This window comes from Streptococcus sp. DD11 (assembly GCF_001578865.1).
Lineage (GTDB): Bacteria > Bacillota > Bacilli > Lactobacillales > Streptococcaceae > Streptococcus > Streptococcus panodentis.
Genome location: NZ_KQ969398.1, coordinates 109,179 through 122,078, shown reverse-complemented (window position 1 = coordinate 122,078; position 12,900 = coordinate 109,179). Strand labels below are relative to the sequence as shown.

Sequence of the window (12,900 nt, the reverse complement as noted above, 5' to 3'; positions counted from 1 at the left end):
TTTTGAAGGCAAAAAAGGTACTTTTCCTCTCCTTTCTTCCGAAATTGGAGACCCTCAGCGGCAATGCGAACTAAATCATCTGAAAATTTTTCTATCTGCTCTCTTTCTTCTTCGCTCAAATGCTTTCCGGAAAATCTTCTTCTTAACTGCTGATAATCTCTGCCTTCCTTCTTGAAAAAAGAGCATGTCTGCAGGTAAATTTCTGCCTGCTCAAGATTAGCTAGGATTCCCAGATGGAAGGCTGCCGGAGCAAAGGTCCGCGCCAACGGCTGGGTACAGGTGCTTCTGAACTCTACAGTGCCGCGGGTTGTCAAATCTTGATACTGATAGCTCCTATGACTGCTGAAATCAGCTGCTGAAGGGGTCAGGATTACCTCCCTTCCAGTCAAATCATAGGCCTTTATATTTTCTTGTTCCAAATAGACGGCTGCTGCAATCGGGTAGAAATAATAAGTCTCTCCTTCCCGTTCAGCGGTAAAAATTGCAGAACGGTTCAAATAATCGAAAAATTCTTTCTCTGAAGCAAAATCAACCGGATTGACACCGACATTTTCCCTAAGGATACCATGCATAGAATCTTCCCAAAAACGGTCGCGGGAAATCTTGGTATCCCAGAGGTCGAATGCCGAGTTGGCAAAGAGATAAGCCTTGGCTGCTTCAATCTGATTAAAAACGTTGATGACCCGCAGGTAATTGCTCTTAGAAACATCCAGCTGCACCTGACTGCCGCAGATAAAGGCGCCATACTCAGGATAACCATGCAGCCCTTCTGCCATGGTCTGCTTGCTTAAGGCTAAATACTGCATCAGCATTTCATAGCGTGGATAGTTGACTGGCCTATTGTCATTTTCCTGCCAAAAAGGGTGGAGGCCTTCCCCTTGAATTTCATGATGATTTTCCTGCAAGATTGGCTGGATAAGCGCTAAATACTGCTGAAACCTTTCGTCAACTTCCTGAATCACATCTGCTTTTTCGAAGGCGAATTCAAGTGTATTATAAGAAAGCTCAAAAAGAAGACGATCTTCATTTTCACGGGATTTGAGCTGAATGGGATTGCCCTCTCTGTCAGTTCTTTCAATCTCGAACGGATAATCCGATGCCAGACGCTTCAAAAGTGCCTTAGCGACCTCCGTATCGGTAGCCCCTCCCAGACAGTTCACAATGGGAAACTCCAATTCGATGCCAATGTAGAGATGCGGATTTTCTTGTATATTTTTGAGATAACGTTCTTTTAAAATCTGAATAGAATCCATCGTGTACCGCTCCTATAAAAAGTTCATGCCAGTTAAAAAATCTTTAGTGCTCAACCTATGAAAAACCATAGGATACTCCAAGAAAACCGAAAGCAGACAAGGCAGGAGCAGACGGGATGGAAAGGAAGCTGTCTGCCTAATTTGCTGATTTGATTTTCATTGAGATATCGTCATTTCATTTCTCTTTTATTCCGTCGTTAACTCGCCTTGCTCCAACAGTCCAGAAGGACTGTTGGAGGCTGGAGATAAAGGGAACTAAATTCTTAAAAATTCAGTTCGTCGTCCCAGCCTCATCAGCCGTCCCCTTTTGAGGCTTCCTCACAGAAGCTTGATCTGCCGCCTCAAAACCTCCACCGGAGCTTTTGAGCAGCTCGCTGCCCTATCGTCCTGTATGTTAAGCGATAGGCTGAAAGCAGACTAAAAGACTATAGCTGCCCGCTTTGCCAATCACAGTCCTCAAGTATGAGTACTAAAACAGTATAACAAAATTCGAGGATTTTTCCTATTAGAATACAAAAAACGCCTGCTTACGAAATTGTTTTTATTCAAAAGCAATTTCGTAAACAAGCGTCGCCACTTCTTATCATGATGATGAGTGTTCCCGCCAGAAGAAACTTCTGGCGGTAGACCAGAGCTAGACTAAGAGCAAAATAAACTGCTCCATCATCATAACACTCAACAAAATTGATAAAAATTATACTAATTCAATAATTGCCATTGGCGCTGCATCGCCACGGCGCGGTTCAGTTTTCAGGATACGAGTATATCCACCATTGCGCTCAGCATAACGAGGTGCAATTTCAGAGAACAGTTTTTGAAGAGCAGTTGTTGAAGTATATTTATCACTTTCTTCATCGTAGTTTTCTGATGCAATTTCGTTGCGTACAAAAGCAGCTGCTTGACGGCGGGCATGCAAGTCACCACGTTTGCCAAGTGTAATCATTTTTTCAACTGTTTTACGGATTTCTTTAGCACGAGCTTCAGTCGTCACGATGGATTCGTTGATAAGCAAATCAGTAGTCAAATCGCGCAGCAATGCTTTACGTTGCGAGCTAGTGCGTCCTAGTTTACGGTAAGCCATGTATTCCTCCTTTATTTATCGTTTTTTAACCCCAGACCAAGGTCAGCAAGTTTTACTTTTACTTCTTCCAGACTCTTGCGGCCCAAGTTACGAACTTTCATCATTTCAGGCTCTGATTTTTCTGTCAAATCAAATACAGTGTTAATTCCTGCACGTTTCAGGCAGTTGTATGAACGCACTGACAGATCCAGCTCTTCAATCGTCCGCTCCAAAATGCGGTCATCGGAAGTTTTTTCCGCTTCCTTCATCACATCGGCAGCAATCGCTACTTCTGTCAGGTTGGTGAAGAGATTCAGGTGTTCTGTCAAGATACGGGCAGAAAGACCGAGGGCATCTTCCGGAATGATGGTTCCATTCGTTAAAATTTCAAGGGTTAGTTTGTCAAAACCATCGTTGCTGCCGACACGGGCCGGTTCAACCTGGTAATTAACTTTTGTCACTGGCGTGTAGATAGAGTCCACTGCTAGTGTTCCCACTGGTGCATCATCCTTCTTATTTTCATCAGCCGGTACATAGCCACGGCCGCTGTCAACAGTCATGGTCGCCTTAAAGCTGGCACCTTCTCCGATAGTAAAGAGATAATGATCAGGGTTAATAATTTCGATATCACTGTCCGTCAAGATATCTCCGGCAGTGACTTCTGCAGGACCTTCGACATCTAGTTCAATCATCTTTTCGTCTTGGACGTAAGATTTTACAGCAATTCCTTTGACGTTGAGAATGATTTGCATCACGTCTTCGCGGACACCGGAAATTGTATCAAACTCGTGCAATACTCCCTCGATGTTAATCGAAGTAACGGCTGCACCTGGAAGGGAAGCCAGCAGCACACGGCGAAGTGAATTTCCAAGGGTTGTGCCATAGCCACGCTCCAGCGGTTCTACGACAAACTTGCCATAATCTTTATTTTCATCAATTTTTGTTATATTTGGTTTTTCAAACTCAATCATTTGCTATACTCCCTCTTAAACGAAAAGCAGTGTAGTTGTTGGTGATTATACACGGCGACGTTTTGGAGGACGAGCACCATTGTGTGGTACAGGAGTCACATCACGAATAGCTGTTACTTCAAGACCAGCGGCAGCAAGAGCACGAATAGCTGACTCACGACCAGAACCTGGACCTTTAACAGTAACTTCAACTGATTTAAGACCGTGTTCTTGTGCAGATTTAGCAGCTGCTTCAGATGCCATTTGGGCAGCAAATGGTGTAGATTTACGAGAACCTTTGAAACCAAGAGCACCGGCAGATGACCAAGCAATCGCGTTACCATGCACATCAGTAATCATAACAATAGTGTTATTAAATGTAGCGTGAATGTGTGCAATACCAGATTCGATATTTTTCTTCACACGACGTTTACGTGTTGGTTTAGCCAAGACTTTTTACCTCCTTATATTATTTTTTCTTGCCTGCAATCGCAACAGCTTTCCCTTTACGAGTGCGAGCATTATTTTTAGTGTTTTGTCCACGGACAGGAAGTCCACGACGATGACGGATGCCGCGGTATGAACCGATTTCCATCAGACGTTTGATGTTGAGGTTTACTTCACGGCGGAGGTCCCCTTCAACTTTGATGGCATCTACTTCACGACGGATCGCGTCTTCTTGTTCGATTGTCAGATCTTTTACACGGATATCTTCTGAAACTCCGGCAGCTGCCAGGATTTTCTTAGAAGTTGGAAGTCCGATACCGTACACATAAGTCAGTGACACAACCACACGTTTGTCATTTGGAATGTCAACTCCAGCAATACGAGCCATTTTTTCTCCTTTCTATTATCCTTGACGTTGTTTGTGTTTTGGATTTGCCGGGCAAATCACCATAACACGGCCATTACGGCGAATGACTTTGCAGTATTCGCAAATTGGTTTGACCGATGGTCTTACTTTCATTTCTTATCCCTCCAAGTATTTCGATTATTTAAAGCGGTAGGTGATCCGTCCACGCGTCAAATCGTAAGGACTCATCTCGACAGTAACACGGTCTCCCGCTAAAATACGAATATAGTTTTTACGAATTTTACCAGAAACTGTTGCTAAAATCTGATGTCCATTTTCAAGTTCAACCGTAAACATTGCATTCGGCATGGTGTCAACAACCTTGCCTTCAACTTCAATCACATCGTCTTTTGCCACGCAAAAGTACCTCCATAAATTTCGATTCATCCCTCTGAGCACAGAGGTAACAATTATAAGTCAGACTAATTCATTGTATCACTACTTGTCAAATATTGCAAGCATGAAAAGCGCTTTATTTCAATTTTACCAAGACTTTTTCGATGTCTGCAAAGACTTTTTCAATCTCTTGATTTCCCTCAATATCATGGACCAAACCTTGGGCACGATAGTAGTCAATAATCGGCTGTCCTTGGGCAATGTTGACATCCAAACGGCGTTTGACTGTTTCAGGCTTATCGTCTTCGCGCTGATAGTAGTCTTCTTCTTTATAGTCAGCAGGCGGATTGAAGACCTTGTGAAAAGTTTCGCCCGTCTCACGGTGGATAATCCGGCCGCTCAACCGCTCCAAGAGGCTGTTCGGATCTACCTCGATATTGATGACTCCGTCCAGCTTGATCGCCAGCTCTTTCAGAGTGCTGTCCAGAGCATGTGCCTGCTCAATGGTTCGCGGATAGCCGTCCAGCAGAAAGCCTTTTTCTGCGATATCTGCCTGCGCCAACCGTTCTTTGACGATGCCGTTTGTTACTTCATCCGGCACCAACTCACCTTTATCGATGTAAGACTTGGCCAGCACACCCATCTCTGTCTGATTGGCCATTGCTGCACGGAACATATCACCAGTTGAAACATGCGCAACATGAAACTGTTCCACAATTTTAGCAGCCTGTGTTCCCTTACCAGCTCCTGGTAAACCCATAATCAAAAGATTCATGATCAGTCTCCTTTTCATTTTAAAAACATTCGTATAGCCTTTTCTCCACCTTGAAACCGACGGCGTCTCAGCCCCGGCCAAGGCGATAGCCGGCAGCAGACACCCTTGCTTCCTTTGTCTTTTATAGTCTTTTCGTTCACTTTTAGTGGTGAGACTGTCCGAGGGACCGTTTCAGTCTATCGCTTAAATACAGAACGATACGATAGAGCAGCGAGCCGCTCAAAACCTTCAGCGGAGGCTTTGAGGTGGCAGATAAAGCTTCCGCTAGGAAGTGTCAGCTGCTCAAAGCACTGCTTTGAGGCTGCGGATAAAAAGACCGTGAGGAAGTCTCAAAAGTACGGCAAGGCGAGCCTGCAAAGGAATAAAAGATACACTAAATGACGATAATCGGTCAATAGCTCACTTTGCTCCAACAGCATGGAAGACTGCCGAGCTGACCTAGTTTGAAGAGATTTTCTAAGAGTATCAGACCCGGCGGATTTAACGAATTGACTATAAAAACAAAATAGAAGGGGTTGAGAAGCAGGCTTCTCTATCCCCTTTATTTTTAACTATTCCGGCCAGCCCTAAAGTCTGGCCAGCATTGGATACGAGCATCTTCTCACTTCTGACGAAAGAAGGCTCTCTCCTTATTCTGTCGTATCCATAAAGCCGATGTACTTACGCTTAAGCAGGTAGCCTTCCAGCTGTTTCATTCCTTCGATACCCGTCGAGATGATAATCAAGAGGCTGGTTCCCCCAAGGGCAACCGCATCAGTCAGTCCAAAGACATCTTTGGCCAGAATCGGAATAATCGTAACAAAACCTAAGAAAAGCGAACCCACTGTTGCCAGACGGCGAAGCAGTTTGGACATGTATTCTTCGGTTCCCTTGCCCGGACGGACTCCTGGGATGTAAGCACCGCTCTTTTGCAGGTTTTCTGCTGTCTTTTCTGGATTGATCTGCACAAAGGTATAGAAGAAAGTGAAAAGAACAATCAGAAAGGCATACATAAACATCCCGCTGACAGTAGTCGTTGCTAGAAGCGACTGAGCTGTACGAACCCAAGCCGCATCATACCCCAGTGCACTGACAACTTGGAAAATCGCTGCCGGAGCAGCTGTAATCGAGCTGGCAAAGATGACTGGAATCACGCCCGCAGGGTTGACCTTGAGCGGAAGGTAGGAGCTGGATGGCGCCCCTTGAGCAATCTTGGTATACTGAACCGGAATCTTGTATTCTGCCTGCTGCACAAATGTCGTGAAGTAGATAATCAACAAGACCGCCACAATCAGAATGCCGACAAAGATAAGAGAGGACGTCAGGCGTTCGCTTGGAATATTCACAAAATAATCTTCGTAAATACCTTTAATCATATCCGGAATGCCCGAAACGATACCGGCAAAGATAATCATGGAAACACCGTTGCCGTAGCCCTTATCCGTGATTTGCTCCCCCAGCCAGGTCACAATCATGGACCCAGTCGCAAGAAGAGCGCAAATCAGGGCATAGGTCTGCCAGTTCGGACTGGCCACCAAATTCGCACTGGATAGGGTGTCAAATCCTGCGGTAATTCCGATAGCCTGAACAAAAGCCAGAACTAAAGAAATATAGCGGGTTGCCTGATTGAGCTTTCTGCGGCCCACTTCCCCCTGCTTGCCCCACTCTACAAACTTGGGCAGCAAGTCCATCTGCAGGAGCTGGACCACGATTGAAGCGGTAATGTAGGGGCTGACTCCGAGAGCAAAGACAGAGAAATTGCGCATGGCATTCCCTGAGACCAGACTGAGCATATTCAGAAAAGGCAAATCATTGAGATTGCTCAAGGCCTTGGCATTGATCCCCGGAACCGTGATGGTTGTACCGATACGGAAGACTAAGATGATAAAAATGGTGAATAGAATCTTAGACCGTACCTGTTTAATTTTTAGTGCGTCTTTTAATAATTTGAAAAACATAGGTCACCTCGCTTAGATGACTTCAACTGAACCACCTTTAGCAGTGATAGCTTCTTCAGCTGATTTAGAGAATTTCGCTGCTTTAACAGTCAGCTTCTTGGTCAATTCTCCATTACCAAGGATTTTAACACCTGATTTTTCAGCCTTCACAATTCCTGCTTCGATAAGAACAACTGGAGTTACTTCTGCACCGTCTTCAAAGACGTTTAATTGATCAAGGTTGACAATTGCATATTCTTTGCGGTTGATATTCAGGAAACCGCGTTTTGGAATACGGCGGAACAATGGAGTTTGTCCACCTTCAAAACCAAGGCGAACACCGCCGCCGCTGCGCGCTTTCTGACCTTTTTGACCACGGCCAGAAGTTTTACCGTTACCAGACGATGTACCACGACCGACACGGTTGCGAACTTTGCGCGAGCCTGCAGCAGGCTGTAATTCATGAAGTTTCATTATTTCTTTTCTCCTCTTTTGTAAATTGCTAGCGCTCATATGTGAGAAAAGGTGTCCCCCATACAAACTCGCCTATACATATATTTAGTTTTAGGGGCTGAGAAAATCTCACATCCCCTAGTTTATTTTCAGTAAAGCTGTTCAGCCGATAGGCCTACTTCACTTCTTCGACCGTTACCAAGTGAGAAACAGCTGTAACCATACCGCGTACTGCTGGGTTGTCTTCTTTGATAACAGAACTGTTCAGTTTGCTCAGTCCAAGTGCTGTAACAGTTTTGCGTTGTGACGGAATGCGTCCGATTGGAGATTTCGTCAAAGTGATTTTAATTTGAGCCATTTGAATCTCCTTTCTTATGCTAAGTCAGAAACTGAAATACCACGAAGGGCAGCAACTTCTTCAGCGCGTTTTAATTGTTTCAAGCCTTCAACCGTTGCACGAACGATGTTGATTGGAGTGTTGGAACCGAGTGACTTAGATGTAACATCCGCCACACCAGCCAATTCGATGACAGCACGAACCGCACCGCCAGCAGCAACCCCAGAACCTTCCACAGCTGGCTTAAGCAATACTTTTGCTCCGCCGAATTCTGAAAGAACTTCGTGAGGAATGGTTGTGCCAACCATTGGTACTTCAATCAGGTTTTTCTTTGCATCTTCAACCGCTTTGCGGATAGCTTCTGGTACTTCCTGAGCTTTCCCGGTACCGAAGCCGACACGGCCATTGCGGTCACCGACCACTACAAGAGCTGCAAAGCGAAGACGGCGTCCACCTTTAACAACTTTTGTAACACGGTTAATTGCAACGACGCGTTCTTCAAGTTCAACTGCGTTGTCTTTAAATGCCATTTTCTAGTGTCCTCCCTCTTAGAATTTCAATCCGTTTTCACGAGCTGCATCAGCCAAAGCTTTTACACGTCCGTGATAGAGATATCCACCGCGGTCAAACACCACTTCAGAAATACCTTTAGCAACTGCACGTTCAGCAACGAGTTTACCAACAACAACGGCTTGTTCAGTTTTAGTTCCTTTTGAAACTTCTTTGTCAAGAGTTGAAGCGCTTGCGAGCGTTACACCCGCTACGTCATCAATTACTTGAGCGTAGATGCCTGTATTAGAACGGAATACGTTCAAACGTGGGCGATCAGCAGTTCCAGAGAGTTTTCCGCGGACGCGACGGTGGCGTTTTTGGCGGACTTTGTTTTTATCTGGTTTCGTAATCACAATTTTCACCTCTTAATTTTATGTTTATGCCTAAGCACAAAGTTGGAAATAAGGGATATGGTTGACAAGCAACCATATTACATTATTTACCGGTTTTACCTTCTTTGCGGCGAACGAATTCACCAACATAGCGGATCCCTTTACCTTTGTATGGTTCAGGAGCACGCAGACTGCGAACATAAGCAGCAGTTTGTCCAACCGCTTCTTTTGAAATCCCGCTGATCACAATGCTCGTTGGATTTGGAAGCTCAAAAGTGATGCCTTCTGGCGCTTCTACTTCGTCTGGATGAGATTTACCAACTGAGAGCACCAGCTTTTTGCCTTGCAGCTGTGCACGGTAACCAACCCCGCGCATTTCAAGTTCTTTCTTGAAGCCTTCTGATACACCAACAACCATGTTGTTGAGAAGGGCACGGGTTGTTCCGTGGATGGTTTTCATTTCTTTTGAATCGTTTGGACGGTGAAGCGTTACTTCGTTACCTTCCACACGGATTTCAATATCTTTTGAGAACGCACGAGTCAGTTCTCCTTTAGGTCCTTTGACAGTGACCACATTGTCCTTGTTGCTGAGTTCAACACCAGCAGGCAGGACAATCACTTTATTACCAATACGTGACATATTATTTTTTCTCCTGTTAGATTATCAGGCCGCGGACGACCAGTTTTCACGGGGGGATTATGATACAAAGGACCTAGAAAGCAAAGTAAAAATAGGAAAATCGGTGACGGCTCGATGAGCCAAGACGATTTTATCTTTTTTACACAGCTTTCAGTCCGTGTTCAAATCAAGATACCTGATTGTGTACCATATTTGAGTTCGAGCTAAGAATTTGGTGAAAAAGATAAGTTTGTCTTGGAGCATCGCTCCTGCTACAAACTTCCTATTTTCACTGCATTCTTTTAACGCTCTCACATCATCAATTACCAAACGTAGGCGATTACTTCTCCGCCAACATTCTTCTGGCGTGCTTCCTTGTCAGTCAGCAGCCCTTCGGATGTTGAAAGAATCGCAATTCCCAGTCCGTTGAGAACTTTTGGCAGGTCATCGCGTTTCTTGTAGATACGCAGACCTGGTTTTGAAACACGTTTAAGACCGGTAATCACTTTTTCACCGTTTTGTCCGTATTTCAGGAACAGACGGATAATGCCTTGCTTATCATCTTCGATGTATTCAACGTTTTTTACAAAGCCTTCGCGCTTCAGGATTTCAGCAATCCCTTTTTTGATGTTTGATGCAGGTGCTTCCAGCACTTCGTGGTTAGCTTGGTTGGCATTACGAATGCGGGTCAGGAAGTCTGCGATAGGGTCAGTCATAACCATTTTTATATTTCTCCTTACTAGTAGTTTGCAAGCTGCACTTGCTAGTTAATACATGATACAAAGAGCGTAACAGCAAGAGCAAAAATAGGCAATTTGATGCAGGAGCGATGCTCCAAAGAAAATTGGTCTTTTTTGCCAAAGCTGTAGCTCGTGTTCAAATTGGCAAGCCCAACTGAACCCGGGCTAAACTCTGTGTGAAAAAGATAAACTTTCCTAGAAACTTCAGTTTCTTCGTCAAGTTTCCTATTTTCACTTGGAGTTTTGACGCCCTTGATATCTTAAATTACCAAGATGCTTTTGTGACACCAGGAATTTGTCCCTTGTATGCTAATTCACGGAAGCAAACACGGCACAGTTTGAATTTGCGGTAGACTGAATGCGGACGGCCGCATTTTTCGCAACGGGTGTAAGCTTGCGTTGAGAACTTCGCTGGGCGTTTGTTCTTAGCAATCATTGATTTTTTAGCCATTTGTTTTACCTCCTATTTTATTTTGCAAAAGGCATTCCAAGGCCTGTAAGCAATGCGCGCGACTCTTCGTCAGTATTAGCTGTTGTGACGATAACGATATCAAGACCGCGGGTCTTGTCGACATCGTCAAAGTTGATTTCTGGGAAAATCAGCTGCTCTTTGATACCAAGTGTATAGTTTCCGCGTCCGTCAAAAGATTTTGTCGGAACACCGTGGAAGTCACGAACACGCGGAAGGGATACTGAAACCAATTTATCCAAGAAATCATACATGCGTTCACCACGCAGAGTAACCTTAGCGCCGATCGCTACACCTTCACGAAGACGGAAGCCGGCGATTGATTTTTTAGCCTTAGTAATCAGTGGTTTTTGACCTGAGATCAGAGCCAGCTCTTCAGCCGCTTTTTCAAGATTTTTAGCATTTGAAACAGCATCGCCGACACCCATGTTCAAAACAATTTTATCCACTTTTGGCACAGCCATGACAGATGAGTAGTTGAATTGCTCTGTCAAAGCAGGAACTACTTCTTTAAGATATTTTTCTTTTAAACGATTAGCCATTATACTTCTCCTTTCCTTCGTGATTAATCAAGCGCTTCGCCTGATTTTTTATTGTAACGAACTTTCTTGCCGTCTACAAACTTGTAGCCGACACGTCCTGCAACGCCATTTTTGTCAAGCACTTGAACATTTGACACATGGATTGGCGCTTCTTTTTCAACGATAGCTCCTTGAGGGTTTTCGTTGTTCGGTTTTTGGTGTTTTTTGACGAGGTTGACGCCTTCAACAACAACTTTATTTACTTTTGGAAGTGCTGTTACAACAAGAGCTTCAACGCCCTTATCCTTGCCAGCAATTACGCGAACTTTGTCGCCTTTTTTTACAAACATTAGAGTTTTCTCCTTAAAATTTCTTACGCCCAAGGGGCACCCTGGAAAACCAGGGGACTAGTTTGCTTTCAGATTAAAGTACTTCTGGAGCCAGCGACACGATCTTCATGAAGCCGCCGTCGCGCAGTTCGCGGGCAACAGGGCCGAAGATACGGGTTCCGCGAGGGGTTTTGTCTTCACGGATGATGACTGCAGCGTTTTCGTCGAACTTGATGTATGAACCATCTTTACGGCGAGCACCTGATCTAGTACGAACGATAACAGCTTTTACAACGTCACCTTTCTTAACCGCACCGCCAGGAGTAGCTTGTTTGACAGATGCAACGATAACATCGCCGATGTTAGCGAACTTGCGTCCTGAACCACCGAGTACCTTGATTGTCAAGATTTCGCGCGCGCCGCTGTTGTCAGCAACTTTCAAACGAGTTTCTGTTTGAATCATTTAACTTTTCTCCTTTCTGGTTTGATTAGATGATGACCGCTTCTTTAACGACTTCTACAAGGCGGAAGCGTTTGGTAGCTGAAAGCGGACGAGTTTCCATGATGCGGACGATATCGCCTTCTTTGGCAACATTGTTTTCATCATGAGCTTTGTACTTTTTAGAGTAGTTAATACGTTTACCATAGACTGGGTGGTTCCGTTTTGTTTCAACTACAACTGTGATGGTTTTGTCCATTTTGTCAGAAACAACGCGTCCGACAAGAACTTTACGATTATTGCGTTCCATTGAAATTCTCCTTCCCTAGTCTATTATTTCACTTCTGACTGAACAGTCTTGATACGAGCGATTTGTTTTTTCACTTCTTTCAGACGGGCTGTCTCTTCCAATTGGCCGGTAGCTGCTTGGAAACGAAGATCAAACAATTCTTTCTTCAATTCATTTTCACGCTTCGCGAGTTCTTCTTGAGAAAGACCACGAAGTTCTTTAACAAATTCTTTTACTTCATTAAGTTTCATGCCTTCTCCTTATTCTGCTTCACGTTTGACGAACTTGCACTTAACTGGCAGCTTGTGACTGGCCAAACGAAGCGCTTCGCGGGCAACCTCTTCGGATACACCGGCGATTTCAAACATGACCTTGCCACGCTTAACCGGTGCTACCCAGCCTTCAGGAGCCCCTTTACCAGATCCCATCCGTACACCGATTGCTTTGGCAGTGTAGGATTTGTGCGGGAAGATTTTAATCCAAACTTTACCGCCACGTTTCATGTAACGAGTCATGGCGATACGGGCAGCTTCGATTTGGCGGTTGGTGATCCAGTGGCTGGTCGTTGCCTGAAGACCGTATTCTCCAAAGGCTACTTCTTTGCCGCCTTTAGCTTCGCCGCGCATTTTTCCGCGGAACTCGCGGCGGTGTTTAACACGTTTAGGTACTAACATTGG

The 12,900-nt window shown here is 44.7% G+C and carries 22 protein-coding genes; all 22 read right to left on the bottom strand.

Annotated elements, in window-relative coordinates; all coding sequences use genetic code 11:
* Nucleotides 1-1,253 (bottom strand): glutamate-cysteine ligase family protein (locus tag STRDD11_RS12760; protein ID WP_128837614.1); only part of this gene is annotated, 1,253 nt, incomplete at its 3' end.
* A 694-nt stretch (nt 1,254-1,947) separates the two neighbouring features.
* On the bottom strand, nt 1,948-2,334 hold the full coding sequence (gene rplQ, locus STRDD11_RS12755; RefSeq protein ID WP_128837613.1) for a 50S ribosomal protein L17: 387 nt from the start codon (nt 2,332-2,334) through the stop codon (nt 1,948-1,950).
* Nucleotides 2,335-2,345: 11 nt separating this feature from the next.
* Entirely contained in the window at nt 2,346-3,284 is a 939-nt protein-coding gene (locus STRDD11_RS12750) for a DNA-directed RNA polymerase subunit alpha (RefSeq protein WP_128837612.1), read from the bottom strand.
* Nucleotides 3,285-3,329: 45 nt separating this feature from the next.
* Nucleotides 3,330-3,713 carry a 30S ribosomal protein S11 gene (gene rpsK, locus STRDD11_RS12745; protein WP_001118385.1) on the bottom strand — a complete coding sequence of 128 codons (384 nt, stop codon included), beginning with the start codon at nt 3,711-3,713 and terminating at the stop codon, nt 3,330-3,332.
* Between the two features lie 19 nt (nt 3,714-3,732).
* Nucleotides 3,733-4,098, bottom strand: a complete 366-nt coding sequence (gene rpsM, locus STRDD11_RS12740) for a 30S ribosomal protein S13 (RefSeq protein WP_002894516.1) — start codon at nt 4,096-4,098, stop codon at nt 3,733-3,735.
* 15 nt (nt 4,099-4,113) lie between these two features.
* The gene (rpmJ, locus tag STRDD11_RS12735; protein ID WP_001808836.1) at nt 4,114-4,230 is read right to left on the bottom strand and encodes a 50S ribosomal protein L36; all 117 of its coding nucleotides are present in this window, start codon (nt 4,228-4,230) and stop codon (nt 4,114-4,116) included.
* Between the two features lie 24 nt (nt 4,231-4,254).
* Nucleotides 4,255-4,473 carry a translation initiation factor IF-1 gene (gene infA / locus STRDD11_RS12730; protein WP_001029883.1) on the bottom strand — a complete coding sequence of 73 codons (219 nt, stop codon included), beginning with the start codon at nt 4,471-4,473 and terminating at the stop codon, nt 4,255-4,257.
* A gap of 115 nt (nt 4,474-4,588) precedes the next feature.
* Complete coding sequence (locus STRDD11_RS12725) at nt 4,589-5,227, bottom strand: adenylate kinase (RefSeq protein WP_128837611.1); 639 nt, start codon at nt 5,225-5,227, stop codon at nt 4,589-4,591.
* Between the two features lie 629 nt (nt 5,228-5,856).
* On the bottom strand, nt 5,857-7,164 hold the full coding sequence (gene secY / locus STRDD11_RS12720; RefSeq protein ID WP_128837610.1) for a preprotein translocase subunit SecY: 1,308 nt from the start codon (nt 7,162-7,164) through the stop codon (nt 5,857-5,859).
* A 12-nt stretch (nt 7,165-7,176) separates the two neighbouring features.
* Nucleotides 7,177-7,617, bottom strand: a complete 441-nt coding sequence (gene rplO, locus STRDD11_RS12715; RefSeq protein WP_128837609.1) for a 50S ribosomal protein L15 — start codon at nt 7,615-7,617, stop codon at nt 7,177-7,179.
* A 154-nt stretch (nt 7,618-7,771) separates the two neighbouring features.
* Nucleotides 7,772-7,954 carry a 50S ribosomal protein L30 gene (rpmD, locus tag STRDD11_RS12710; protein WP_128837608.1) on the bottom strand — a complete coding sequence of 61 codons (183 nt, stop codon included), beginning with the start codon at nt 7,952-7,954 and terminating at the stop codon, nt 7,772-7,774.
* Between the two features lie 14 nt (nt 7,955-7,968).
* On the bottom strand, nt 7,969-8,463 hold the full coding sequence (rpsE, locus tag STRDD11_RS12705; RefSeq protein WP_006269137.1) for a 30S ribosomal protein S5: 495 nt from the start codon (nt 8,461-8,463) through the stop codon (nt 7,969-7,971).
* Between the two features lie 18 nt (nt 8,464-8,481).
* A complete protein-coding gene (gene rplR / locus STRDD11_RS12700; RefSeq protein WP_005592009.1) occupies nt 8,482-8,838 on the bottom strand; it encodes a 50S ribosomal protein L18 in 357 nt (118 codons plus the stop codon).
* A gap of 82 nt (nt 8,839-8,920) precedes the next feature.
* Nucleotides 8,921-9,457, bottom strand: a complete 537-nt coding sequence (gene rplF / locus STRDD11_RS12695) for a 50S ribosomal protein L6 (protein WP_128837607.1) — start codon at nt 9,455-9,457, stop codon at nt 8,921-8,923.
* A gap of 302 nt (nt 9,458-9,759) precedes the next feature.
* Nucleotides 9,760-10,158, bottom strand: a complete 399-nt coding sequence (gene rpsH, locus STRDD11_RS12690; protein ID WP_128837606.1) for a 30S ribosomal protein S8 — start codon at nt 10,156-10,158, stop codon at nt 9,760-9,762.
* 283 nt (nt 10,159-10,441) lie between these two features.
* Nucleotides 10,442-10,627 (bottom strand): type Z 30S ribosomal protein S14, encoded by a 186-nt coding sequence (locus STRDD11_RS12685; RefSeq protein WP_001085697.1) that lies wholly within the window; start codon nt 10,625-10,627, stop codon nt 10,442-10,444.
* A gap of 17 nt (nt 10,628-10,644) precedes the next feature.
* Entirely contained in the window at nt 10,645-11,187 is a 543-nt protein-coding gene (gene rplE / locus STRDD11_RS12680) for a 50S ribosomal protein L5 (protein ID WP_128837605.1), read from the bottom strand.
* Nucleotides 11,188-11,210: 23 nt separating this feature from the next.
* Nucleotides 11,211-11,516, bottom strand: coding sequence for a 50S ribosomal protein L24 (gene rplX / locus STRDD11_RS12675; RefSeq protein WP_128837604.1), 306 nt, complete (start codon nt 11,514-11,516; stop codon nt 11,211-11,213).
* A gap of 73 nt (nt 11,517-11,589) precedes the next feature.
* Nucleotides 11,590-11,958, bottom strand: coding sequence for a 50S ribosomal protein L14 (gene rplN, locus STRDD11_RS12670; RefSeq protein WP_128837603.1), 369 nt, complete (start codon nt 11,956-11,958; stop codon nt 11,590-11,592).
* Nucleotides 11,959-11,983: 25 nt separating this feature from the next.
* A complete protein-coding gene (rpsQ, locus tag STRDD11_RS12665) occupies nt 11,984-12,244 on the bottom strand; it encodes a 30S ribosomal protein S17 (protein WP_128837602.1) in 261 nt (86 codons plus the stop codon).
* A gap of 23 nt (nt 12,245-12,267) precedes the next feature.
* Nucleotides 12,268-12,474 carry a 50S ribosomal protein L29 gene (gene rpmC / locus STRDD11_RS12660; protein WP_128837601.1) on the bottom strand — a complete coding sequence of 69 codons (207 nt, stop codon included), beginning with the start codon at nt 12,472-12,474 and terminating at the stop codon, nt 12,268-12,270.
* Between the two features lie 9 nt (nt 12,475-12,483).
* Nucleotides 12,484-12,897, bottom strand: a complete 414-nt coding sequence (gene rplP / locus STRDD11_RS12655; RefSeq protein WP_018376775.1) for a 50S ribosomal protein L16 — start codon at nt 12,895-12,897, stop codon at nt 12,484-12,486.
* Nucleotides 12,898-12,900: the final 3 nt, after the last annotated feature.